Below are 23,022 nucleotides of genomic sequence, written 5' to 3'. Positions count from 1 at the left end.
TACTAAACACAGCGCGAGATCAATATCCGTCGTGATTGCCGAAGTATTGTTGTGCTCGTGGGTCTAATGAAAGTGGTCCTCCAAAGCGATTGGGTGTTAGCGGCTTGGTGAGATTCGGGTCGTAAGGGTTATTGAGATGCGAGTAGTACTCACCGCTGCCGGGATGCGCTATCGCTGCATCGACAAACATGCCGATTGCCAAGGCCAGTCCGCCGACCAGCAGCGTTCCCAGAATGATGCCGATAGGACCAGAGGCGTGACCGCAGTAAATACCGAAAGCCGTGCCGGCTAAGCCGAGCAGCCAGGCCAATGTATGACGTCGCAGATTCATGATGTTTCCTTCACTAACCGATGCTGTTGTAACTGATCCTGCCTATGATTTTGTTCTGCCAACTACAAGGATCGCTTGCCTCGAAAGGAGTTCCCGATGCGAAAATTCACTTTAATTTTGCCTGCACTATCGAGCGTGTTATTGAGCACGGTCACGCTGCCTGCCTCGGCATATTCCCTCTGGAATCGCACGACCGACGAGTCGGTCTGTGACTTCTCGCCGATGACTACGTACCGGCTCTTGCAAAAGAATAAGACCAATATTCCGTACGTGGTTCCAGAGCCGGATCAGGTCGAGGGCTATTCCCGGCTTGCTCTACGGGAAGCGAGCGCGCACTGCAAGGATGGTCAGGTGCTGGTGTTGCATTCGACCCAGGGCAACAACCTCGATGCGCAGGTTTTTCGGGGTGTTACGTCAGAGCTCTGCATGATTGCCGATGTGAACCAGAAAGCGGTACCGACTACTGAATTCCCGAAGGCATTTGAAGTGCGCTGCCGTATCGTGAAGATCGCGCAGGCCAGGGATGTCAGTGCAAGGAAGGAGGCTGAGAAACCTACGGAGGAATTTATTCGGGAGAGTTTTAAGTTAGGGACGGCACCCTCAGGAACTGTGTCGTTTGGTGGGCGTGCTGGGCAGCAGGATTCGACATTTTGTTTGGGGCAGTTGTTGGGGATTGGTCGTTGCCGGTAGGATCGTTGGGCTATTGACGCTGATGACGGAGTATTAGCATGCCTCTGTCTTGCGAGATCTTTGATACGTTGCAAGTGGGTTTAACGTAAAACGTCGCTGCTGAGATTCGGCAGAATTGAGTATCAAATTACTTCGACAGCAAGCGCCAACTCAAAGTATTTCTTATTTAATTGTAACTACAAAAAAATTGATTTATTTCTTGTTGAGGCTACAATGGCCAATGAGGTTTCACCGGACGAATCGGTGTCTTATGATCCGAATAAGCGACTATCGAACCTGCAAAAACACGGCATTGATTTTCGTGAGTGCGGCAGGATTTTTGACGACGCGATGCTTTCGAAGGAGGACAAAAGACATGACTACGAAGCAGCGCGAATCATTAGCCTTGGTGTTCTTGGTGATTTGATCGTTTATTTTGTCTGGGAAGATCGACATTTACCCCATTGTATTTCTTGCAGAGAGGCAGCAAAGCATGAAAAAGCCATCTATAAAAAGCACCGTTACCGATGATACAAAGCCCTATCCCACCAATGATGTTCAGGCAGCAGAGGATTTCTGGAAAGACGGGATGATCCATTCCGGTGTCGCGGAACTAAGGAGACTGCGTGGCCAGCGCGGCACGCAGAAGGCTCCAGTGAAAGAGGCAGTGTCGATCCGTTATGACCAAGCCATACTGACGCGTTTTCGGGAGTCAGGTGACGGTTGGCAAACCCGCATGAACGCAGCCTTGAAGGATTGGCTGAAAACCCATTCGCCAACCGACGTGGCACCGTGATCGTGCCGGACCTACTTGTTCTATGGAATTCGGGTTCACCATTCAGCTACGGCCGGCTACGATCTCAAATGTCTCAAGTATTCCAGTGATTTGCTTTGCTCCGGGGGCATCAAAGACAAGGACTATCAGTGTAAATTGGCGATTCTCATCGCTTTGAGGATGCGGCGTAAAACTTGGACAAGTTTGCACCATGCTGCCAAGACTCACTCAGTATCCGATGGGGACTGCATGAGCTAAGGGAGAGGCAAAGCGGGGGCTCTGATTACCCTTCTTATGTGGTGAATTACCAATCCAAGTCAAACTTTCCACAATTCCTTCCAGACCAAGCAAGACCGTTAATCTCAGATATGTTTGATGCATCCACCGCTGGGAATTTAACAACCAAGCTGGTGATAACGATTTCGTTTGTCGTATAAAAATTCTTGTATTGCCAATCTACTTTCCTGGTTGCTGCTGCTTTCACTTCGTTCTGTCCGCGCTATCTCGCCATCCAGTTGCCGGCAGTCAGACTTGGCTGATGGTGCGAGTCTCGACCTGCGCGTCTCCGTTTCAAGCTGTTGGGAATTTAAGCCTGTTAGCGGTCTGATGGCTTCGGCAAAAACTTCTCGCTTCTTTTCACGGCCAACATCGGTGCCGACTAGTTCTTTCCCAGTGGTTTTATTCAGGCCACGCGATGGTTCGATCTGCAGGCGTTGGGCACCAAGACAAGGGACATCTGAATAAACGATTGCTTTGTCGACAGTGCATTTGAACACCGTACGTGTCGAAGTGCCCCAAGGCGTGGGTTGCACAAGAGTCGTCTGTGCACTTGTGATCGCCGGGGGCAGCAACACGAGGAGGTAAGAGGTCAATATTCTTCGCATTCCAGATAATCCTGTTTAGATCGTGTAATTGTGACCACGTATTTTCAGGACGCGTTACGCGATCATTCGCCTGAACGAAGCTCGGAAATCAATTGGCTCCATATGCAGATGGCGCGTCACGTCCCCTTGCAGCATGTAGAGTTTGGGTTGGGTACCGAACTGGAAGACGCGGTAGAGCTGAAACGCATCTCCGCTCTCGCGTGAAAAATCAAGTTCGTTGCGGCTGATGATGAACGACGATTTGTGCGCGCCATTGGTCGTCTTGACCTCGATGTAGCGTGGCGCGTCTTCCGCATCGAACGACAAAATATCGTAACCGGTGCCGTCGCCCAGTCGATCCGATACCCAGTCGACTCGCTGAAATAGGTCGTCGAGGCCGGCTTGAGCCAGGCGGTGCTGTTCAAAGCCTAATACCCACTGTTCGCCGGCACGTCCAAGGCTGCGGTTCGACGCGTCCCGGCCTGCGAAATCGATTTTCCGCGGCAGGCGAAGCCGCGCAGCGTGGGGCGGCACGACCGGTATCGATTCCACCAATGGCGCGTCAACCACCACCGCATGAAAAGTACTGGCACCGGGCGTTTTAACCTCTTCAAGGGCATCCACTGTTTGTTCAAGCACATCCGGATGGTCAAGGATGAACCGGGCAACCGTCTTGCGCAGCAATAGCTGACTATTGCCGCGAGGCTTATAACCCTGAATGTATGGCAGATCCATTTCATGCAGAACGGCACTGATGTTTTGATGCTTGAGCTCGACCGAGGCCTTCGTGCGATTCTGAAGCAGGGATCGAAGGCTGGCATTGCGTTCGCTCTTGTTGATTTTTTCTTCTCTTGCTTCAGCGATCAGCATGTCGAAGTACGCCGCGACGGTGGCGTCGACTTCACCTTGTGACCAGTCATGACCGACCTCGACGACGACAAAGCCAAGGCTTTGCAGTTTGGTCACGACGGTCGCTTCCCCACCTGAAAAGGCCGCAGGGATCAATGGCCCTTCCGTAGGATATTGAAAGCCAAAGGCGGCACCGACGATGGCTTTGGAATCACACAGCTGCCCATTCTCTGGATTACGGACCATGAACGTGCGTGACTTTCCAAATCCATATCGCGCAAGAAAAGTGTTGCGCCCGATACGCGAGAACTCATTCAGGGCAGACTGGACCGCTATCGGACTTTGCAAGCGAGGGAGATCAGATGCCATCGGATGCGTTGGTAACGTTGCAGGCAAACCATCCGCACGAACGAACGGCACGTCCGGTTGCAAAAACAAAGGTTGTGCTGACGCGCCCATGCACCATAGCGATGATCTCCAGCAGATATCTCGCGGCGAATGATGTGCTTTTTTCCATTGGATGGCGTCCCTGTTCGAGAGGGTGGGCCTGTTGGTTATGCGGTGGCAAACACTAACACTAATGTTGCTTTTTGGAAGCGCAATTTTAGGTCAGCACCAACAGATTGGTTCCAGCGACGTTTGTCGATGACAGGCAATCGCGGTGTGCCAAGCCTATTGTCTTCATATCGATGCCATCTCGGCCAGTGCTGGCAACGCCCTGTTTCTGCCAGCGCGCTTCGCTGCATAAAGCGCCTGATCAGCCCGCTCAAGCGCTGCACGCACCGTCTCTGCAGGACCGTCGCTTACGCAGTCCACGAACCTGCAGGCATACCCAACCGAAATCGTGAATGACGCCAGACGTTCGTCCTGCAGTCGGACCGCCAGTTGGCCAGACTCCTTTACCAGGCGCTGCGCGAAGCGCGCCGCTTCGGCCTCGCCGCAGTCGCGTAGCAATATGCAGAATTCTTCGCCGCCGTAACGTGCCGCGATATCGGACAGCCTTACCGAGCGGGTGATTAACCGCGCAGCCTGTTCCAGTACCCGGTCTCCAGCGGCATGGCCGTAGGTATCGTTGATGACCTTGAAATAGTCGAGGTCGACCATGACAACGGCATACGGTACCCGCTTTTTTGAACCGTCGATCCGGGAGGCCAGATCAAAGAATGCCGACTGGCTGTAGAGCCCGGTGAGTCCATCGCGACGAATCTTGTCGAATGCATCGCGGCGCTGCCGTTCGTATGCCATTGCCATGAATCCCCATGAGGCGATGGCGATGGCCAGCGTACTGGTAACAAGTATGGCGATAGAGGGTAAGGACGCCGCTTGTTCTTGCGCATCTTCTCCCGGTAGTGCCAGTGACGCATGCAGCGCAAATGCCGCACTGATCGCGAACATCATGATTGCATTGGCGAGCGAGGAAGCGCACGGCAATCCGGCAAGGCACTGGTATCCGATCAGTGCTGCGGCCAACCCCAGCAATATCGCTACGCTGAGCGCCGGTGCGAGGTGGGATACTGGAACTGGCAGGTCAAACAACGCGGTGGAAAGAACGGAGACCATGCCTACCGCCCAGATCAAGCCGACGGTTCGGAGTGAATATCCGATATCGAACAAGCGCGTGTAAGCGAGCAAGACGGATGCCGCAGCAGAGACGACAAGGAGGTTCGCCGCCAGTACGGAAATTTGGCATGAGTCCTCGTCACAACCGAATCTCAACAAGATTCCGGCGCCCGTCATTGCAATGGCGCAGCCCCATTCGGTCATACCCATGCGTCGTACCGTCGAAGCGGTCATGCCGAACGCTAATGCAGAAATCAAAAAGCAGAACATCGCGATCGCAAACACGAGCGTGGCGGGATCGAGCGAGGGAGCGAAAAGTAGCGTCAAGGCGGGCGTCTCCTGATGGGCATGAATGAGGTTGGAATGGCATCTGGCAGGCGACCGTGCTGAGCGGTGGATACTTGTTTTTCAGCAGTTGCGCTATCGTGCCGCAGGCGAGGCTCACAGGGCGAGCCATCAAGTGCACTGGAGGGAGAACGTGAACCTGTTCGGTGAAAAGTTTCTTGCGTAATGCAACTTAAAGTTGCCTGAACACGTAGAGCGCGCTAGGCTCCTCGCTTTCTTTCTGACAACAGGTACGCTTTCCCATGGACAGAACAGAACGCTTTTACCGCATCGAACAGCTACTGAGTGAGCGTCACGTGGTGCCGCTGGAGGATTTCTTGCGCGAGCTCGAAGTCTCGAAGGCGACCTTCAAGCGCGATCTTGAGTACCTGCGTGATCGTCTCAACGCGCCCATCATCTGGGACCGCGATGCTGGCGGCTATCGCTTCGAGAAAGGCGGTGTCGGTACCAAGTTCGAATTACCTGGCCTGTGGTTCAACGCATCCGAAATCCACGCGTTGCTAACGATGCAGCAGTTGCTGCAGAGCCTGGGCCCCGGCCTGCTAACGCCGCATATCGAACCACTGCTGGCGCGACTGCGCTTGCTGCTCGACAGCGAAAAAGTCCCGTTAGATACCTTTGAAAAACGTATCCGCATCCAGCGTCTGAAAGCGCGTACCTATGAGCCGGAGCACTTCCTGCCGGTCGTCACGGCGGTGCTGCAAAAAAAGCGCCTAGTCATCGAGCACTACAACAAATTCCGCGATGAAACGACGCGGCGCGAAGTCTCGCCGCAGCGCTTGAACCATTATCAGGAAAACTGGTACCTCGATGCCTGGTGCCACGTGCGCAACGAGTTGCGCCGCTTTGCCCTGGATGCGCTGCGCGACGTCCAGGTCAGTACCGAGCCGGCGCGTGATATCCCGGAAGCGGAATTGCTCGCAGCGCTAGATACCGGTTATGGGATCTTTTCAGGCAAGGAGCTGGAATGGGCGGAACTGGCCTTCAGCGGTGAACGCGCGCGCTGGGTCAGCAAGGAAATCTGGCATCCGGCGCAAACCAGCTGGCAAGCGGCCGACGGCACCTATCATCTGAAAGTGCCGTTCACTGACAAGCGCGAGCTGTCGATGGATATCCTGCGGCATGTGCCGGAAGTGACGATTGTTTCGCCGGACTGGCTGCGTGAACATGTGAAGGTAATCTTGCAGGATGCACTGGTGCGGTTATAGCGCCGTCTATGGGGATGGTGTCGCCGCTGGTGTGACGGCGGTAGGTAGCGTTTCGGTGAGTTGCATTTAAGCTATCCTTGTATAGCCGAATTCCCATGGCTTCCTGTTTTCCGGAGAACCCCCGTGTCATGACCAAGCCCTGTCCATTTTGCACGCTGCCTGCCGACCGAGTCATCGATACCAGTGATGTCGGTGTCGTCATCGCCGATGGCTTTCCGATTTCGCCGGGCCATACGCTGGTCATCCCCCATCGGCACGTTGGTTCTTTCTTTGCGCTGACTGCGCAGGAACGTATCGGCCTGCTGGCGTTGCTTGACCGGGCCAAGGCCACGCTGGACGCGACGCATCATCCGGATGGCTACAACATCGGCATCAACGATGGTGCCGCAGCCGGACAGACCGTGCCGCACCTGCATATCCACCTGATCCCGCGCTACCACGGCGACCAGGACGATCCGCGTGGCGGCGTGCGCTGGATCATGCCCGCCAAGGCCGACTATTGGACACCTTGATCGCTTCGACGCCTGAGCCGGATGCCGGCCAGCAGCTTGCGTTCCTGCGGCAACTGCAGCGCCTGTTCCAGGAGGGCGATTTCACCTCGACCTACAAGTACGCGCTGTTGCTGGCGCTGGCCGAACTGGCGATCGAATGCGATGCGCCCGCTGGCGCCGCACTGGTGCTGCCGATGGAGCGAATTGCCGGCAAGTTCGCGGAATTCTACTGGCTGCAGTCGTTGCCGTATTCGGCTGGGGCCGCTGGCAATAGCAGTGGCGTGCTGTTTCAGAATACGGGGCAGCAGGTGGCGGTGATAAGACATCTCACTGATCTGCGCATGCTCGGTGTCAGCACCCTGGCGCAGGCACGGCAGCACGTGCACTGGCCGCGTACGTTGGGCGCTATTGCGACCCGTGTTCGCGATATGCCCGTGCAGTATCTGCAGAACGTGTCGGGGAGCAGGATCGTTTTCCTGTTCGATCCGGATGCTGTGGGCAAGACGTTGACACTGTTGCCCGGCGTGGCGTTTTACTTGCGTCGGTTTCAGGGCTTCATCCAGCAACTGGTGCGCGCCGGATGGGTCAATTACATTCGCAGCAATAGCAGGAATGCGGTGCTGGTCGGGCAGGGCGCGGATCTCGAAGCATTCCTGTTCATGACCCCGCGTGCGGCGCTGGCAAAAGTAGAGCGGCTGCTCGCGCCGATGCAGGATCAGCGCTGTTTTTTTTGCCAGCAACGCTTGGACAAGAAACGCGATGTCGATCACTTCATCCCGTGGTCGCGTTACCCGCGAGACACGGCGCTCAATTTCGTGCTGGCCCACAAGGAATGCAATACCGACAAGCGTGACTTGCTGGCCGGCGGCGCACACCTCGACCGCTGGCTCGAGCGCAATGCGCGGGAAGGCGCGACGATCGCCGGCCAGTTGCAGCAGGCCGGCTTCGTGTCGGAGCCGGGCGTAGCGACGATGGTGGCATCGTGGGCGTATCGGGAGGGTGTCAGTGCCGGCGTGCAGGTCTGGCAGGGATGCGGCAGCACGACGCTGATTTCGCCGGAAGTGATGCAAGCGTTTGGCTAGCGGTTGCATCGGCCAACTGCAAAATCTGTTGCCAAAAAAATAGCAATCAAGACCGGTGCAAACTCATCCCATGAGCTTGCCGTCACAGACCATGCAGTGACCGTAACCGACCGGCAAGCAATGTTTCCGGACCGGATTGCGGCAACGCGGCTTGCCGATGCATTCGACGCCGTCAGACCCTCACTTCACCCGGAAAACTGCCATGAAAACCACTCTTACCTTCGTCGCCACGACCCTTGTTATCGGACTGCTGGCCGGTTGCGGTGGCGGAGGCGGAAGCAGTACTCCTGCCGTCGCCGCTGCGGTCACTTTCCCGCTCGATGCCGCAGTCCAGAATTTTCTGACGTCTTCGCACAGTTTTAATGCCAGCTATACCGACCCTGCCACCAACGACGTGTACACGCTGGCCTATGGTTACGTACCTGGGGCGGATGGCAGCTTCGAAGGCAAGGCAGCCAAAACGGCCAGCATCACCCTTAACCTGAAAAAAAACAATGTCACGCAAGCCACCAACAGCCAGATCAGTTATTTCCAGATCGGACCAGTCAAGACATTGGGCGCGACGCTGGGCACAGGCGATTACATCGTCGCAATGAACCAATTGGCGTTCCCTGCCAACGGCGTGGTCGGCGATCTCGGCAGTCTGGGCGGCAGCACGTCATACACCAGCGCGAGCAAGTCGAGCACCTATGCGACCACGGTCAATACGTGGGAGTTGCAGCCGGATACCGCAACAACTGCCTACCTGTGCATCAACAGCGCAACCCGTTACACGAACGGCTCCACATTAAACGGGTCCGAATGCTACAAAATTAATAGCAGCGGCGCAGTGCTCGGCAACAAGCTGACATTGTCGGTTGGTGATAAGTCGGTGACGTTTTCTAGCTAGAGAAAATGGGGGAGGGGCTTATTCCATATCCTTCCCGATTGATTTTCCTTCGCTGTCGTGCTGTCACATCGACGCCGACAAGTCAGCTGGATACGAAAACTGAAGCGGACTGTCGGTCAAATGGTGTTGGCTCATTATCACGGGTCCTTCAATGGGCGGAAACTGCACCCATTATTTGGGCTGAGCACTTCTGGAGTCAACGAAGCGGTAGGCAACCCACCGAAGGTTATCCGTCGGTGGGTTGCTGCGCATGCCGCAAATTAGTGTTCTCAAAGCGTACAAATTCACTTTTCCGGCGACACAAAGTTCGGGAAAAATTTCACGTGACTTTGCGATGTGAATTCAACCTGGCCACCAATCCCGACCCCCGAACAATCTGCGTCTTCACTGCCTCGCCAATCACACCAGCCGCGCCCACAATTACCACGCCATTGCGCGCCCGCGTCACCCCCGTATAAACCATCTCCCGGCTCAGTATCCGGTTCATTTCTGGCGGCAGCATCAGCATGACGTCGTCAAACTCCGAGCCTTGCGACTTGTGTACCGTCATCGCAAACGCGGTGTCATGCTCAGGCAGGCGTACTGGCGCGACCGCCCGTAGGCCCTGCGCGCCATCAGGGAAATACACCATCATCGTGCCGTGCTGATCCGGGAATGCGATTCCGATATCGCCATTGAATAGCCGCATCACGTAGTCATTGCGCAGCACCATCACCGGTCGTCCCGGATACCACTGGGCACCGGAGCCCAAGTCGCGTGGATGGTCGATTTGTGTGCGGACGTGCGCGCTGATCAGTGCGTTGAGTGCATCGATTCCTCGCGGCGTGTCGCGGATGGCACCAAGTACGCGGTAACGGTTGAAGGCGTCGAACAGTGCGTCTGGCGAACCGGTGCAGTTGCGCACAGCGTCCACGTATCCGGCATAACCGTCGAAGATCGCTTGCATGGCCGCTGCGCCCGGTGCGACGGTGCCCGTGTCGATCCAGCGAACTGCCGGGTCGTCGGCGGCAGACATCTGCGCCAGTACGGCGTCGGCATCACCAGCGTTGATGGCGGCAGACAGCTTGCCAATCCCGGAGTCCTTGCCGAATCGAAAATTGTCAGTGAACCAGATGACGCTGTTGGACAGCGCGGTCGGTACCAGCGGCGTGACCGGCCGGATCAGTTCGGTCGGTATGCCGGTGAGTGCAGCGAGTGCCGCGCGATAGTCGGCGTCAAGCGACGGGTCTGCGCTCAGTTCCGCAAAGACCGCGCCCGATTCGACAGCGGCAAGTTGGTCCTTGTCGCCAAGCAGGATGATGCGCGCCGACAGCGGCACGGCTTCGAACAGCTTGGTCGCCAGCGCCAGGTCAAGCATCGAGGCTTCGTCAACGATCAGTACGTCAATCGGCAGCAGGTTGCCAGCGTGGTGGCGGAACTCACCGGCGGCCGGCGTGACGCCCAGCAACCGGTGAATGGTGAACGATTCGGTGGGCAGGCGTGCCTGCAGTTCAGGCGGCAAATGTCCGGCGCGCAGGCGCAAGGCTTCTAGCATGCGCGCAGCGGCTTTGCCGGTGGGAGCGGCGAGGGCGACGCGGCAGTCGGGTTGCTGTTCGAGCAGGCAGGCCAGCAGGTTGACGACGGTGGTCGTTTTGCCGGTGCCGGGGCCGCCGCTGAGGATGGTCAGCGGGCTGAGCAGGCACAGCGCCGCACCCAGCTTTTGCCAGTCAGCCCGACCGCTGGCATTGGCCGGAAACAGCAACGCGAGCCGCGCTTGCAACGCCGTGTCGAGCGCCGGCAACGCTGCGCGCGGCTGCATCAGTCGGCGGGCGAGGCGCGCTTCGTAGTCAAAATAACGATGCAGGTAAAGCCTGTCGCCGGCGTCGAGAATCAGCGGTTGCGCGCCGGGTTGGTCGGGCGTACCGGCAATGCCGGAGTTCTCCAGACAAGCGCGCAAGCGGGCGACAGTCCACGACGGATTGGCCGCAGCGATGTCAGCGAGCGCAATGCAGACGTGACCGCCGGAGCTGGCCAGGCTGAGGTGGCGGGCAATCTGGCCCAGCATCGTGTTGCTGCTGGAATCAGTTGGACTGGCCCATCGCAGGCAATGGCTGGCAAAGCCGCGGGCCAGCAGTTCTGCGGGGTCGGGTAACTTCATGGGGCACTCCGTTGGGTCGGCAGATGGAACAGCGCGTCGAGCGCTTCGATGACACTGGCGGGCGGTTTGTGGAACAGCACGCCGGACGGGCTTCCGTCAGGGTTGGTCCAGTCGGGCCGGATACCGCGCAAGAACAGGTACAGCACGCCGCCGAAGTGGGTGTCGTAAGCATAGCCAGGTACGCGCTGGCCGAGGTAGCGATGCAGCGCCAGCGTGTACAGCAGGTATTGCAGGTGATAACCGTGCTCGGCCATCGCCATGGCGATGCCGGCATGGTCATAGTCTTGTGGCAAATAGCCGAGGTGGTTGGATTTCCAATCGAGCAGGTAATAGCGTCCATCGGCCTCGAAGACGAGGTCGATGAATCCTTTCAGATAGCCTTCCATGCGGCGGAAGGCCAGCGGGGCAACCTCGTAACCGGCGTCGGCCAGCAAGGCATTGAGCGTGTCGGCATGCAGGCGCGGAGCCGGAACATGGAATTCAAGTTCGGGTAACCACTGGCCCTGTTTCAGCCGTGACAGTTGTACGCCAGTCGTCAGTTCGCAGCCGGTGATGCGGTCAAGCAGCTTGCGCACCATGCGCATTTGCAGCGGCAGTTGCTAGTCGGCAGTGGCACCGCGCAGGCGCTGCGGATGCGTGGTCAATCCGTGGCGGATCGTGTGATCCCAACTGTCGGGATTGGCGAAGTCGATGTTTTCGAGTACTGCATGCAAGGTGTCGCCGGCGCTGGCGCCACGTGGAAAAAGCAGCAGGTCGTCATCCGGGACATCCTCCGGAATCGTGCTGAGAACAGCACTGTGCCAGTTGCTGCGCAGGTCATGGTCGGTACCGGCGTTTTCCTTTGCCGTGGCATGTTGCAACCCTGAAAAACTGGTCATGCGCCAGCCGTCGCGTAAAGGCGGTGGCAACGCTTGTACCTGCAGTGCGTCGGCAGCAGGACGAACAAACTGCACCGGAATACCGGGCGTCGATGGCAGCGTGGCGATACCGATTTGGGGTGCGTTGTTCTTAGCCAGTGTGCTCCATGCGCCGATGATGTCGGTTGTATTCATCTTGTGCTCGCTCCAGCCATCCGGCGTGGTACCTGCTCCGGCCGCCAGCCAGTTGAGCATCGAGCGGCTGCTGGCGGTGGTGCTGGACTTGATGCGGTAGCAGCCGACGACGAGATAGCAGCGCTGCGCAGCACGGGTCAGCGCAACGTAGGCCAGGCGCAAAAATTCGGCCGACTTGTCCTGTTTGATGGCCGCCTTGATGGCTTCGAGGTCGCCCGGGTTAGGGCGCAGGTCGATCACCGGCAGCCCGGCGGCGTCATGGTATTCGCGTCCTTCTGGTTGATTGCGTCCGCCGCCACCGAGACTGGCTGGCCACAGGAACGGGCAGAACACCACCGGATATTCGAGACCTTTCGAGCGGTGGATGGTCACGATCTGCACCAGATCCTGGTCAGACTCAAGGCGCAACTGGGTCGCGTCGTCGGTGCTACTGCTGCGTCGTTGATCAGCTAGCCAGCGCAACAACGCATCCGGCGACGGATGCGTGATGCTGGCCTGATGCAGGTGTTCGCCGAGATGCAGCAGGTTGGTCATGCGCCGTTCGCCATCGGCCCGGATCAACATGCGCTGGCTGACCTGCTCGGCGACGAGCAGGCGGCGAAACAGCACCCCGATACCTCGTTCGCGCCACAGGTCGCGGTAGACGTTGAACGCATCGATCCGGCCTTGCAATGCCGTTTCATCGGCAGCGATGGCGGCAATCGCCGTCGCGTCCAGGCCGAGCAGTTCGGTCGACAGTGCAGCCAGCAGCAGACCAGTGCGGTTCGGGGCGAGCACGGCATGCAGCAGGCGCTCGATTTCTTCGGCATCGATACTGTCAAAGATGCTCGCTTGCGAGAGTTCGACGCTGCCAATGCCGAGTGCTGCCAGCGCATGCCGGATCGCGCTACCCTGCGCGTGGCTTTTGACCAGCACGGCGATGTCGCCAGCTTGTAGCGGATTGCTGCCAAGGGTGATCTGTCCGGCTTGTGCCGCGGTAAGCAGGCGCGCGATTTCGGCTGCCGTGGCTTGCTCGACAGCGCGTTTCGCCATCGCCGTAGTCGGTGGCATGCCATCGGCATCGGTCGGCAAGGTCCAGAGCTGCAGTGCAGCGGTGGCGTCGGCGCTGCTCTGGTCAACAAACACCGCGCGTGGTTTCTTGCCGCAGCGGACCGGTTGGTATTCCAGTCCCGGCAACTGGAAGGCCGCCGGATTGGCTGAGAACAGCGCATTTTGCGCGGCGACCAGGCCCGCACTGGAGCGCTGGTTCTCTGCCAGCGTGTAGCGCGCTGTGGCCTTGTCGCGGGCACGCAGGTAGGTCTGCAAATCGGCATTACGAAAACTGTAGATCGCCTGCTTGGGGTCGCCGACGAAGAACAATGGGTGCTGACCGTTGCCATAGATCTTGTCGAAGATCGCAAATTGCAGCGGGTCGGTATCCTGAAATTCATCGATCAGTGCGGCCGGGAATCGAGCCAGCAAGGCACCTGCCAGCCATGGGGTAGCCGGGCTGTGGAGCGCGCTGTGGACGTTGACGAGGATGTCGTCGAACGACTGCGCCCGCGCCTCGCGCTTCAGGCTGGCCAGTGCTTCGGCACCTTCGGCAAATAGCATGCGCAGCAGGTGCAGTCGCGCCAGCGTGAGGTCAAGGTGGGCTTGTGCAATCAGGTCCAGTAGCGTTTGTGCCAACCCGAAGAACAGATGCTGTGGCATGACCTTGCCGACCTTTGTCCCAGAGGCCAGTTTGTCCGAGCCGAGCAGCGCAAATTTCGATTTGGCCAGCGAGGGTGCAGCCATGCACTGGTCGATACGAAAGTACATTTGCCAGTCCTTGCAGCTTTGCGCGATGGACTTGGTGCTGTAGACATTGGACTTGAGGGCGTCACTCTTCTCGAGCAAGCCCTTGATGTCGTCGGCATGGGCGACCCAACAAGTGGCTGCTTCGCGGTAGGCTTGCGTGATGGCTGTCTGGTGCGAGACGAATGGCGTGTCGATGTCGTCGGGCCAGAGCGTGCGCGACAGGCGCTTTGCACGCTGACGCTTGAGCAGTAGGGTAAATTTCTCCGGGGTATCGCGCTGTTCGAGCAGGTAGTTAGTCAGGTCGATCGGCAGGTTGCCGCTGCTGATATGACGTCGCCAGAAATCCTGGGCGACACGCAGCAGGAACACATCGTCACTTTGCTGCAGCTCAGTCGTCAGCGGCATACCAGCGGCAAACGGCGCGTCGGCCAGTGCACGCTGGCAAAAGCCATGAATGGTGAAGATCGCTGCTTCATCGAAATGCTGTAATGCCAGTCCAAGCAGACTGGTCATCGTCGCCGCATCGATGCCGCGTGCTTGCAGTGTGCTCACCAGCGAGGTCACGAACGGGTCTGATTCTGCGCTGGCATGGTCGAGGTAGTGCAGCGTGTCGACGATGCGGCCGCGGATGCGTTGACGCAGTTCGGCGGTGGCCGCTTTCGTGAACGTGACGACGAGGATCTGTTGCACCGGTAAGCGCCGCTCCAGAAGTAGCCGCAAATACAGGCCGCAGATATTCCATGTCTTGCCAGTACCGGCGGAGGCTTCGATCTGATTGATGCCGTCGAGGGGGCAGTCGAAGACGTTGAGTTCCATCGGTGTCGTAGTCACAGGCGGTCATCCTTGAGATAAGGGAGCAGGCTGCCAAAGACGGTATCGGCAGCCTCTTCAAAGGCATCGTCGATCGGGTCGGCAACGCCGCGCAGGGCGAGTCGATAAGCGACGTGGCCGTCTTCGCCGTACGCGTTAAACGAACTGCTGAACCATTTTTTGGCGGCAGCGCCGAGATCGTTTCCTTCCGCCACATACATCCACGCCGACTTCGGAAAAAAATGGAGCGGTGCGGACAATCCTTGGCGGTACAAGCGCAGCAAGCGACCGAGTATGGTCATGGCCTCGGTGCAAGGAGACAGCGTGTATTGGCCATTTCGTGAGATCCACGTCGTGGTGGCTGAGACGCCCTTCGGGACACTGGCATTGAGGGCGAGGTGGTCGATCCAGCCGGACAAGTAATCGACCGTTCGCACGTCATCGCAGCGCGAACGTACCAGTCCGCTGGCGCGCAAGTCGCCGAAGGCAGCGCTCAGTTGCCAGGCTTCGCCATCGAGATCAAACGACAAGGCGACATGATGTGGTGGCAGGTAAGGATCGATGCTGGCGCGGGCGATGTTGCCGCAAAATTGCTGCAGGCTATGCACCGCCATGTCGATGGCGGCGTCGCCCATCGGACCGGGCGGTAACTCGATCCCGGCATGCGCCATCGCGGCAATGTCGGGTAGCGGCATGTCCTGCGCAAACAGCGGCAGCAGACGCGTCGCCAGTTCAGACGCGCCGATAAAGTCGGGCACAAACGGCTCGTCATCCTGCAAAGTGTCGTCGTTCGTGTCGAGCTTCAACCCAAGCCGCTCCTGAAGCAAGTAGCGGCAAGGATTGGCAAAAAACCGCTTGAGCTGGACGAGCGAGACAGTGCGCCAGACCGGGTCTGGTGCCGGCAGCGGCGCTCTAAAAAAGGTTTCTGCGGTCGACATGCCGGGTGCGTTGTCATCGTCGACAACGTCGTCGTCGAGTGCTGCGGCGGTGCCGACTGCGCCTGCTGTTTTCTGCCGCAGTGCATGCTGGGTCAACGCGTGTTTGAGTGCGCTGCAATAGTCGTCGTTGGCGCTGCGTAATCGTGCGTCACTGCCAGCAATGAAATAGTTTGCCGAGAAAGGTTGCAGCGGATGGGCGACGCACAGGCGTGCATGGGCGCTCGCCAGAGCCGCGCTGCTTTCATCGGTGGCAATGGAGGCAGCGAGGTAATCAAGCAGGTCATCGACCAGCACCGATGGCGGCAGGCTGGCATTGTCGCGCACACCACGACCGGTGTAGCTGAGGTAAAGCCGGTCGCGTGCGCACAGGATCAGGTCGAGGAACAGGTTGCGATCATCGGCACTACGCACGCGGTCGCCAGCGCGTGGAACCAGTGCCATCAGGTCAATTTCGGCAGGCCGGGCAGCGGCCGGGAAAGCGCCGTCATTGAGCCCGATCGCGCACAACACCCGGTACGGCAGGTGGCGCAGGCCAGCCATACCGGCAAAGGTCACCGTGCCGGTGGGAATGCCGCCGCGGGTCGACTCGTCGAGCAGGGCGGTGAGGGCACTGCGGACCACCGCTTCCGGAATCACTTCCGTAAAGTTGGCCTGATGCAGTTGATCGTTGAGTGTTCGTAATTCGGAGTGGACGTCGGCGAGGTCGTCGAGCTGGTCGTTGTCAGGGGTCAGAAAGGACTCCACGACGGTGGCGAGGAAAGGCTGCCAGTCGCTGGCATGGCGCGGCTGACCGAGGTCTAATTGCAGCTTGCGCATGGCCTCCACCACGAGCCAGAATCGGCCGAGGATGGTTGCTGCGCCGCCTTCGATATTGGCGGCTGGTACGCGTCCGGCGAACGGTTGCGCGACGCTGGTAGGCAACGCATAGCCGAGGAAAAGCCGGTGCATCCCGGCGTCGAACGAACACGGTGCACTGGCCGGGTCGGCTTCGTCGAGACCCCAGCGAATACCTGCAAGGCCCAGCCACTCGTGGATCTCTTCAAGTTCAGCGACATCGATACCGAAGCGCCTGCCGATGACCGGTTGCTGCAGCAGTGCATGGACGTCGCTGGCGGTGACGCGGGCACCGCTGAGTGCCAGCAGACCGAGCAGTGCACGCGCAACCGGATTGCCTGTACTGCCTGCGCGTCCGGTAATTGTGTACGGAATCCGGCGCTCGAAAGGGACGCTGCCAAAGACGGTGTCGATCAGCGCAGCAGCATCTTCGAGGTTCGGCGTGACGACCAGAATGTCGCAGGGTCGTGGCGGATTAGGTCCGGCAAAGAGCGCCAACAACTGGTCCTGCAATACTTCCAGTTCGCGGGTCAGTGAATGGCAACGGTGGCATTCGATGCTGCGGTCGGCAGCATCCATCGTGATGCTGGCCGGTGCCAGCTCATCCTGTTCGAGGATGGCATTCTGCAGTCTTGCCAGCAGGCCGGTGCCGCTTGCTGTGACGAAATTATCGCTGTTGATTGTGGCGTCTGGTGCGGCCTCATGCAGCAAAGCGATCTGGGCACGAACTGTTTTTCCCCACGCCGCCAGCAGGCGGTTGCCACCGTTGCCCTCGTCTTGACGCAATGCGCGGCTGGGCGAAAGGACATACAGATGCAGTGTTGCCACGCGACCGAGTTCGCGCAGCGCAGCGAGGTAGACCGGTGCAATGGCGGACAGGCAGACGAGGTGGATGGTGGGCATTGGCAGCGTGGTGTCGCGCTGATTGATCGCTTCGTGCAATGCCTGCAACAGCGTTGGCGTCAGGTGCTGCCGGATCGCGCCGAGGTCAAGCAGGATGCGCTGCCAGAGCGCCGCTTGCCAGTCATGGTCCTGCTGCTGCGCGGTATCGGCTCCAGGCAGCAATACCGGTTCGTGCCGTGACCATTGTGCGATCCAGTCGGGACGATAAGTGCAGGCCTGGTCGAGCAGTCCTGCAGTGCGGGTCGCAAGGTCGAATCGCATGACCGGATCGGCCACTGACAGCCAGCTTGCCAAGCGCGGATGCGCATCGGTGAAGCTGCGGTCATTGAAGATCGCGGTGATGCGCCAGGCCAGTACGGCCGAAGTCAGTTGTGCGCTTTGCCGGCCCGGTTGTGTCGGACAAAGCAGGCCGATCTGTTCCCAGATCCAGCGTGACAAGTAAGAAAAGCGCACGTTTGCGCAGATCCCGGAGCGCTCGGTGATGGCCAGCGTGACACTGCGCTGCAGAGCGGCGCTGGGTATGATGATCTGTTCGGTCTGAAACACCGCTGCAGGCGTGGTGGCGAGTGCTGCGAGCAAGGTGCCAAGCAGCGGTTCGAGTCGGTTCGAATAGGTGATCTGCAACATGGAACCCTTGTGGTGACGTCGACGGGAAGTTGCTTTAAAGAAGCGTTGAGCCTAAGTCGGAATGATCTTTAATGCAATTGCTGGTTGGTCGTTTTAGGTGATTGCATTCATTCGCCAGTCCGCAGGCTGGCGATGCGGAGGCTGTTCACGAGGGGATATTGCGGGGTCGGTAGCTCATGGGGTGAGCGAGCGGATGGTAGGCTATCAACCGAGCGAGTCTGTCAGCAGGCTGCAGCACTGACGATCCCGCAGCCGCTTGATGAAACACTTAATTCTTTAAATACGCTAATTCCGCCAGACCACTGCCACCATCTGCATACGCGGCCTTGAAACTCGCACGGGTCTGCCAGCGACGCCATAGCGCATCCAGATGTTCGAATCGCTCATCGAGCGGCGTTGCATTGGCCGGGAACTTCGAAAACGCTATTGCGGTGCATAACGTGATGTCGGCAAAGGTCGGGGCTGCACCACCCAGCATCCATTCGCGGCCGTCCGACAAATGACGATCGACCAGAGATGCATGCGACAGCGCTTCTTTGCGGCAGTGTTCGCCCCATTGCGGATTGCTGGTTAATTCGATTTTCGGCCCGAGCCCCTGATGCATCACATGGAACATCGTCACGATGCGATAAAGAATATGCGTCCAGATACGGTTTTCCCACATCGTGTCTTGGCCCTGCTCCAGCGCAGACTCACCCATGATCTTGCGACCCGGATACTGCTGATCCAGGTAGCGAACCACACCTGCCGTCTCTGATAAGTACGAGCCATCGGCCAATGCCAAGGTCGGTGTTTCGCCCCATGGATTCATCTTCAGATGCGGCCACTTGCGTTGCTCGCCACCGGGCGCCATGTCGTAAATGATTTCGTCAAACTGGTCGGCGATGCCTTTTTCGTGGATGAACAATCGCAGTCGCTGCGGATTGGGAAATGCAGAAGGTGATGTGTACAGCTTCAATTTTTCGGTCATGGATTGCTTTCATTGGTGAACTGGATGGAGTACCTAAAGCAGCGCGAGTTAAAAAATTAGTGCGGTTATCATGCCACGCGCTGCATGCATTATGTCGTCGAACATCGCAGGTCCTGCGTTGGGCGCAGTGGCCCCGCACTTGCTCCAGCAGAGCAATAAGCAACAGCGTCGCGGTTTCTGTGGTTGTTCAAGGACGAAGGCAATTCATCCCGACTTGCCAATGCCCTGTTAGGGCAGAGACTTGCCGTTTTTGAACGCGTCGCCAATGTCAGCCAAACCGCGTGCAGCGCTGACGAATTCCGACGGCATCATGACGATGGTCGTCGTGTTTTGCTCTGCACCGACCTCGGTAATCATCTGCATTCGCCGTAACTCCAACGCGGCAGGATTCTTCATCACCACTTCGGCGGCTTCGTTGAGCTTGTACGCTGCTTCGAGTTCAGCATCAGCCTTGATAATGCGCGCTTTCTTTTCACGAACTGCCTCCGCCTCCTGGGCCATCGCACGCTGCATCGACGGCGGCAATTCGACATTTCGCATCTGTACCCGGGATACCATGACACCTCAAGGTTCTGTCGCTTGATCAATCGTATCTTTCATCAGGACACCCAGCTTTTCCTGATCTTTTAATACCTCGTCGAGTGAGTGCTGGCCGATGATGTTTCTCAGGGTCGTCAAGGCGACCTGAATTACCGAGTCTCGTGCATTGACGACTGCGATGACGGATTGTTCGGCACGGACAATGGTGTACCAGATCACGACGGTGACCTGCACCGGGACATTGTCCGCCGTTATGGTTTCCTGTTTATCCACAGAGGCAGTAACCGTCCGCATATCGACACCTGTCTGCTTGTCGATTACAGGAATCAGCCAGAACAATCCGGCCTTGCGCGTGGCAATATATCGGCCAAGCCTGAAAACGATCGCCTGCTCGTACTGCCGCACGATTCGCAACCCGCTTGCGGCGGCAAAGAGTCCAACCACTAAGACGATGATGACTAAGTTCATGATAGGTTGAGTTCCAGTGTCGACTGGACTGGTTGGTTAAACGGATTTTATTATCTACCGCTTTGCAGCGCATTGCTTTTCAGTAGCAAGTCATTCGATGCCGTGATTGTTGCCAGCTTTAACGGGCTCCTGGGTAAGCCTATTAGAGCTTGATTGTCGCGATGACGAGATTTATCTCAAGGTCTGTTTCTGACCTGTTGACGGCTTTCAACCCAAAGCAGTCGTTGCAAGATGCGAATAGGGTTTGGCTGTCCTAAGCCATAGCCCACAATGAGGTCGACCAACCGGGAATTTCAGTGAGATGCCTCGTTGATCAATGACGTAAGTATGTGATCTTTCCAGCAACCATCAATGTTCAGGTAGGAACGAGCTTGTCCCTCTTGCTCGAAACCCAGCCGTCGTAGAAGGTGATGACTACGTTTGTTTTCTGGACGGTAATTCGCCATCACCCTGTGTAGCGTGAGCTCGCCAAATACGTAGCCAATTGCGCATTGCAGTGCTTCGTGCATGAGTCCTTTGCCCTGGAATGCCTGGCAAATCGAGAAGCCGAGGTGACAAGCTTGAAACGGACCACGCACGATATTCGTGAATCCACACTCCCCAATAATTCTTTCCGAGTCAGGCACCCTCAGCAACAGATGCAGAGCGGTCTGCTCCAGCATGTTCTTGTTTATGGAAGCAATGCGTTCATGTATTGCTTCGATGGCGTAATAGCTCTCTTCTCTCTTTGGTTCCCAAGGCTGAAAGTTCAGCCTATTCCTCTGGCAATAGTCGAGCATCTCCTTGGCATCATCTCGTCCAGGGGAACTCAAAATCAAGTGGCTGGTTTTTAAGGGAATCATAGCGGCGTGCATAATTGTAGATGTTTTACATTCAGTGGCTGTCCGCTGTTGGTTGAGAGTCGACTTCCGACCCAGACCCGCCTGTCGAACATAAAAAGATCGGACGTTCAAGATTTTAAGTCACTGGCCAAAACTACATTTTACGAAAGTCGATCAATGATAAGTGAGCTTCCGCTCGGGATTACCGGGGTACGAGCGAAAAGACATGCGCCGACACCGATTTGTCACGAATGTGCAAACGGTTACGCGCCACACTTTCACGAAGAGCACCGGACTTCACTGCAACGCCTTCACTAGCGGTATTGCCGATGGCGACTACGATTTCGACGCGATTCATTCCTAGTTCGTGAAATGCGTGAGCGGAAAGTGCATGGACGCAGCGGGACGCGACCCCCTGACGTTGCATTGATTGGCGCACCCAGTAACCGAGGTTGCAGACCCTGTGCTGCCGTCTGATTTCATTCAGGCCGGCACCGCCAAGGAATCTGCCAGAATCTTGGCAAAACATCCCGTACTCAAATGCAGTGCCTGCGTCTCGTGCGGTGCGGCAGGCAGCAAACCAATCGAGAGCATGTTGGACGGTGTAATCGCTTGAGCACCATGGCATTCAACGGCCTACTGATTCGACGGATTCAAAAACCGCAGAGGTGAACGCCTCAGCGTCTGCGTCGGAAAATGACCTTAAAATTAGGCCGTGAAATGCAATTGTGGGCGATTCCATAAGTCTGGGTTATGGGCTAGGTTATCGGCGATCGCAATAAATTGAGCCAATTTTTCAAAAATTATCGTTAGTGATTAGCCCAGCTTCCCGGCAATAAGATATCGCAGTACTACCGTTGAAACCGGTGTTCAGGCGGGTGAGTCGACGTTAAAAATGATGCGTTAATCCGAAGTGATCGTCAACAATTCATGTTTCAATGACCTCTGTTGGCCGAAAGCGGTCTTTGCTGTTTAACGACGGATCTATCCCCGAACACATCCCCTTTATCATATGCGATCAGTTTGTACTCGTAGCTGCCGGGCGGTGGCACTGGCTCCGTATCAGCCGTTAATAGGAGGTGGTCATGAAAACCATCGATTGGTCCGAGCTTTTGCAAGACGTGAAAGCTGGCGAGGGTTATGTGATTTTGCACAAAGGTGAGCCGATTGCAGAGCTTCTGCCGCCTCAATCAGATAATCGCCAGACTCGTTCGAAACGCGCAGCTAAAAAGCTGCTGCAACAAATGGCCAATCGGATACCAGTCGACGTTGATATCAAAGCTCTAATTGACGATGGTCGCGATTGATGCGGTTGGTGCTCGACAACTCTGTTGTGATGCGCTGGTTGCTCAATGAACGAACTACCGATTTCCTGGATTACGCACGCATCGAGCTGCAGCTGCATGCCAATGGCGGCACTGCTGTAGTTTTTGGGCGCTCGAAGCTGCAAATGTCACAGCGAAGGCACGAAAACGAAATCTGATTACCGAGGCCGATACCCGTGAGTTTCTGGCACTGCGATCCGAGCTCGACATTGAGACGGACCCCACAACAGATGAGAGAGCATTGCATGACACGTTAAGTATCGCCATTCAGCGCGACCTGTCTGCGTACGATGCGGCGTATTTTGAACTCGCCCTACGAGTAGGACTGCCACTTGCGACGCTTGACTAGGAGCTTTGGACTGCGTTTTTCCAAGCTGGCGGCAAGCACCTACTGATTAATTAACGATGCCTATCACTTGGCAGGGTCTCATTGTCTCTGGCATGAAACCGGGCCTGCATGCGGATCCACATGGCGATAACCTCAGGCGTCTGTCAGCAGCTTCCCGCTCACGTTCGCTTACAGCGGATCCTTCAATTGCCGGATTGCATGCTTCGAAAAGACTTCGTGGAGTACCGGCCCAAACAAGAATAAGAGCAGCACGTCGTCGATGTCGTTGGCTTCCCAGGCGATCTTGCACGCCACCGGCAGGAGCCGGTCCGGGTCGCGCTCCTTCTGGAATACTGTAGTGGTCAAGTTATTTCGGACACCCCAATGGAAGTATTTCTGCCATTTTCCGTTCAAAGACGGAGGGCGAC

General features: G+C 57.3%; 22 protein-coding genes. 8 read left to right on the top strand and 14 right to left on the bottom strand.

Features of this window, described 5'->3' with window-relative positions; genetic code table 11:
* Nucleotides 1-19: 19 nt before the first annotated feature.
* Nucleotides 20-331, bottom strand: a complete 312-nt coding sequence (locus QN370_RS11820; protein ID WP_322127111.1) for a hypothetical protein — start codon at nucleotides 329-331, stop codon at nucleotides 20-22.
* A 96-nt stretch (nucleotides 332-427) separates the two neighbouring features.
* Here QN370_RS11820 and QN370_RS11815 point away from each other — a divergent pair, with 96 nt between their 5' ends.
* The 3 genes from QN370_RS11815 (at nucleotide 428) to QN370_RS11805 (ending at nucleotide 1,796) form a co-directional block, all read left to right on the top strand.
* Nucleotides 428-1,021 (top strand): hypothetical protein, encoded by a 594-nt coding sequence (locus tag QN370_RS11815; protein ID WP_322127112.1) that lies wholly within the window; start codon nucleotides 428-430, stop codon nucleotides 1,019-1,021.
* A gap of 213 nt (nucleotides 1,022-1,234) precedes the next feature.
* Nucleotides 1,235-1,531: a BrnT family toxin gene (locus tag QN370_RS11810; protein ID WP_322127113.1), complete on the top strand. Its 297-nt coding sequence runs from the start codon at nucleotides 1,235-1,237 to the stop codon at nucleotides 1,529-1,531.
* The gene (locus QN370_RS11805; RefSeq protein WP_322127114.1) at nucleotides 1,494-1,796 is read left to right on the top strand and encodes a BrnA antitoxin family protein; all 303 of its coding nucleotides are present in this window, start codon (nucleotides 1,494-1,496) and stop codon (nucleotides 1,794-1,796) included. Before QN370_RS11810 ends, QN370_RS11805 begins: the two co-directional genes overlap by 38 nt.
* Nucleotides 1,797-2,170: 374 nt before the next feature.
* On the opposite strand, the gene QN370_RS11800 is transcribed toward QN370_RS11805, so the two are convergent.
* The 3 genes from QN370_RS11800 to QN370_RS11790 form a co-directional block, all read right to left on the bottom strand.
* On the bottom strand, nucleotides 2,171-2,647 hold the full coding sequence (locus QN370_RS11800) for a hypothetical protein (RefSeq protein ID WP_322127115.1): 477 nt from the start codon (nucleotides 2,645-2,647) through the stop codon (nucleotides 2,171-2,173).
* Nucleotides 2,648-2,713: 66 nt separating this feature from the next.
* Nucleotides 2,714-3,856, bottom strand: coding sequence for a DUF3883 domain-containing protein (locus QN370_RS11795; RefSeq protein ID WP_322127251.1), 1,143 nt, complete (start codon nucleotides 3,854-3,856; stop codon nucleotides 2,714-2,716).
* A gap of 312 nt (nucleotides 3,857-4,168) precedes the next feature.
* On the bottom strand, nucleotides 4,169-5,374 hold the full coding sequence (locus QN370_RS11790; RefSeq protein ID WP_322127116.1) for a GGDEF domain-containing protein: 1,206 nt from the start codon (nucleotides 5,372-5,374) through the stop codon (nucleotides 4,169-4,171).
* Between the two features lie 260 nt (nucleotides 5,375-5,634).
* On the opposite strand from QN370_RS11790, the gene QN370_RS11785 reads away from it, so the two are divergent.
* The 4 genes from QN370_RS11785 (at nucleotide 5,635) to QN370_RS11770 (ending at nucleotide 9,062) form a co-directional block, all read left to right on the top strand.
* On the top strand, nucleotides 5,635-6,600 hold the full coding sequence (locus QN370_RS11785; RefSeq protein ID WP_322127117.1) for a helix-turn-helix transcriptional regulator: 966 nt from the start codon (nucleotides 5,635-5,637) through the stop codon (nucleotides 6,598-6,600).
* Between the two features lie 128 nt (nucleotides 6,601-6,728).
* The gene (locus tag QN370_RS11780; RefSeq protein WP_322127118.1) at nucleotides 6,729-7,112 is read left to right on the top strand and encodes an HIT family protein; all 384 of its coding nucleotides are present in this window, start codon (nucleotides 6,729-6,731) and stop codon (nucleotides 7,110-7,112) included.
* Complete coding sequence (locus QN370_RS11775) at nucleotides 7,100-8,173, top strand: HNH endonuclease (RefSeq protein WP_322127119.1); 1,074 nt, start codon at nucleotides 7,100-7,102, stop codon at nucleotides 8,171-8,173. The genes QN370_RS11780 and QN370_RS11775 overlap by 13 nt, the downstream gene beginning before the upstream one ends.
* A 202-nt stretch (nucleotides 8,174-8,375) precedes the next feature.
* Complete coding sequence (locus tag QN370_RS11770) at nucleotides 8,376-9,062, top strand: hypothetical protein (RefSeq protein ID WP_322127120.1); 687 nt, start codon at nucleotides 8,376-8,378, stop codon at nucleotides 9,060-9,062.
* Nucleotides 9,063-9,381: 319 nt separating this feature from the next.
* Here the strand turns inward: QN370_RS11770 and recD are convergent, their stop codons facing one another.
* The 9 genes from recD to QN370_RS11725 form a co-directional block, all read right to left on the bottom strand.
* Complete coding sequence (recD, locus tag QN370_RS11765; protein WP_322127121.1) at nucleotides 9,382-11,199, bottom strand: exodeoxyribonuclease V subunit alpha; 1,818 nt, start codon at nucleotides 11,197-11,199, stop codon at nucleotides 9,382-9,384.
* Nucleotides 11,196-11,777, bottom strand: a complete 582-nt coding sequence (locus tag QN370_RS11760) for a PD-(D/E)XK nuclease family protein (protein WP_322127122.1) — start codon at nucleotides 11,775-11,777, stop codon at nucleotides 11,196-11,198. Before QN370_RS11760 ends, recD begins: the two co-directional genes overlap by 4 nt.
* A gap of 21 nt (nucleotides 11,778-11,798) precedes the next feature.
* Nucleotides 11,799-14,861, bottom strand: coding sequence for a UvrD-helicase domain-containing protein (locus QN370_RS11755; protein ID WP_322127123.1), 3,063 nt, complete (start codon nucleotides 14,859-14,861; stop codon nucleotides 11,799-11,801).
* Nucleotides 14,858-18,142 carry an exodeoxyribonuclease V subunit gamma gene (locus tag QN370_RS11750; RefSeq protein WP_322127124.1) on the bottom strand — a complete coding sequence of 1,095 codons (3,285 nt, stop codon included), beginning with the start codon at nucleotides 18,140-18,142 and terminating at the stop codon, nucleotides 14,858-14,860. The genes QN370_RS11755 and QN370_RS11750 overlap by 4 nt, the downstream gene beginning before the upstream one ends.
* A gap of 268 nt (nucleotides 18,143-18,410) precedes the next feature.
* Nucleotides 18,411-19,112, bottom strand: a complete 702-nt coding sequence (locus QN370_RS11745) for a glutathione S-transferase family protein (protein WP_322127125.1) — start codon at nucleotides 19,110-19,112, stop codon at nucleotides 18,411-18,413.
* 228 nt (nucleotides 19,113-19,340) lie between these two features.
* A complete protein-coding gene (locus QN370_RS11740; protein ID WP_322127126.1) occupies nucleotides 19,341-19,670 on the bottom strand; it encodes a hypothetical protein in 330 nt (109 codons plus the stop codon).
* Between the two features lie 6 nt (nucleotides 19,671-19,676).
* On the bottom strand, nucleotides 19,677-20,120 hold the full coding sequence (locus QN370_RS11735) for an SPFH domain-containing protein (protein WP_322127127.1): 444 nt from the start codon (nucleotides 20,118-20,120) through the stop codon (nucleotides 19,677-19,679).
* Between the two features lie 293 nt (nucleotides 20,121-20,413).
* Complete coding sequence (locus tag QN370_RS11730) at nucleotides 20,414-20,962, bottom strand: GNAT family N-acetyltransferase (RefSeq protein WP_322127128.1); 549 nt, start codon at nucleotides 20,960-20,962, stop codon at nucleotides 20,414-20,416.
* A 181-nt stretch (nucleotides 20,963-21,143) separates the two neighbouring features.
* Complete coding sequence (locus QN370_RS11725; protein WP_322127129.1) at nucleotides 21,144-21,569, bottom strand: GNAT family protein; 426 nt, start codon at nucleotides 21,567-21,569, stop codon at nucleotides 21,144-21,146.
* A gap of 457 nt (nucleotides 21,570-22,026) precedes the next feature.
* Here QN370_RS11725 and QN370_RS11720 point away from each other — a divergent pair, with 457 nt between their 5' ends.
* Complete coding sequence (locus QN370_RS11720; RefSeq protein WP_322127130.1) at nucleotides 22,027-22,248, top strand: hypothetical protein; 222 nt, start codon at nucleotides 22,027-22,029, stop codon at nucleotides 22,246-22,248.
* A 535-nt stretch (nucleotides 22,249-22,783) separates the two neighbouring features.
* On the opposite strand, the gene QN370_RS11715 is transcribed toward QN370_RS11720, so the two are convergent.
* The coding region (locus QN370_RS11715; protein ID WP_323581725.1) for a hypothetical protein at nucleotides 22,784-23,022 on the bottom strand (239 nt) is incomplete at its 5' end.

Source organism: Actimicrobium sp. CCI2.3, assembly GCF_035019065.1.
Classification (GTDB): domain Bacteria; phylum Pseudomonadota; class Gammaproteobacteria; order Burkholderiales; family Burkholderiaceae_D; genus Actimicrobium.
Note: the sequence above shows the minus strand (reverse complement) of the source record. Positions and strands in the feature narration are given on the sequence as shown.

Coding starts and splice junctions, on each gene's coding strand:
- QN370_RS11820 (WP_322127111.1), bottom strand. CDS start 331: ATGAATCTGCGACGTCATACATTGGCCTGGCTGCTCGGCTTAGCCGGC.
- QN370_RS11815 (WP_322127112.1), top strand. CDS start 428: ATGCGAAAATTCACTTTAATTTTGCCTGCACTATCGAGCGTGTTATTG.
- QN370_RS11810 (WP_322127113.1), top strand. CDS start 1,235: ATGGCCAATGAGGTTTCACCGGACGAATCGGTGTCTTATGATCCGAAT.
- QN370_RS11805 (WP_322127114.1), top strand. CDS start 1,494: ATGAAAAAGCCATCTATAAAAAGCACCGTTACCGATGATACAAAGCCC.
- QN370_RS11795 (WP_322127251.1), bottom strand. CDS start 3,856: ATGGCATCTGATCTCCCTCGCTTGCAAAGTCCGATAGCGGTCCAGTCT.
- QN370_RS11785 (WP_322127117.1), top strand. CDS start 5,635: ATGGACAGAACAGAACGCTTTTACCGCATCGAACAGCTACTGAGTGAG.
- QN370_RS11780 (WP_322127118.1), top strand. CDS start 6,729: ATGACCAAGCCCTGTCCATTTTGCACGCTGCCTGCCGACCGAGTCATC.
- QN370_RS11770 (WP_322127120.1), top strand. CDS start 8,376: ATGAAAACCACTCTTACCTTCGTCGCCACGACCCTTGTTATCGGACTG.
- recD (WP_322127121.1), bottom strand. CDS start 11,199: ATGAAGTTACCCGACCCCGCAGAACTGCTGGCCCGCGGCTTTGCCAGC.
- QN370_RS11760 (WP_322127122.1), bottom strand. CDS start 11,777: ATGGTGCGCAAGCTGCTTGACCGCATCACCGGCTGCGAACTGACGACT.
- QN370_RS11750 (WP_322127124.1), bottom strand. CDS start 18,142: ATGTTGCAGATCACCTATTCGAACCGACTCGAACCGCTGCTTGGCACC.
- QN370_RS11745 (WP_322127125.1), bottom strand. CDS start 19,112: ATGACCGAAAAATTGAAGCTGTACACATCACCTTCTGCATTTCCCAAT.
- QN370_RS11740 (WP_322127126.1), bottom strand. CDS start 19,670: ATGGTATCCCGGGTACAGATGCGAAATGTCGAATTGCCGCCGTCGATG.
- QN370_RS11735 (WP_322127127.1), bottom strand. CDS start 20,120: ATGAACTTAGTCATCATCGTCTTAGTGGTTGGACTCTTTGCCGCCGCA.
- QN370_RS11730 (WP_322127128.1), bottom strand. CDS start 20,962: ATGATTCCCTTAAAAACCAGCCACTTGATTTTGAGTTCCCCTGGACGA.
- QN370_RS11725 (WP_322127129.1), bottom strand. CDS start 21,569: ATGCCATGGTGCTCAAGCGATTACACCGTCCAACATGCTCTCGATTGG.
- QN370_RS11720 (WP_322127130.1), top strand. CDS start 22,027: ATGAAAACCATCGATTGGTCCGAGCTTTTGCAAGACGTGAAAGCTGGC.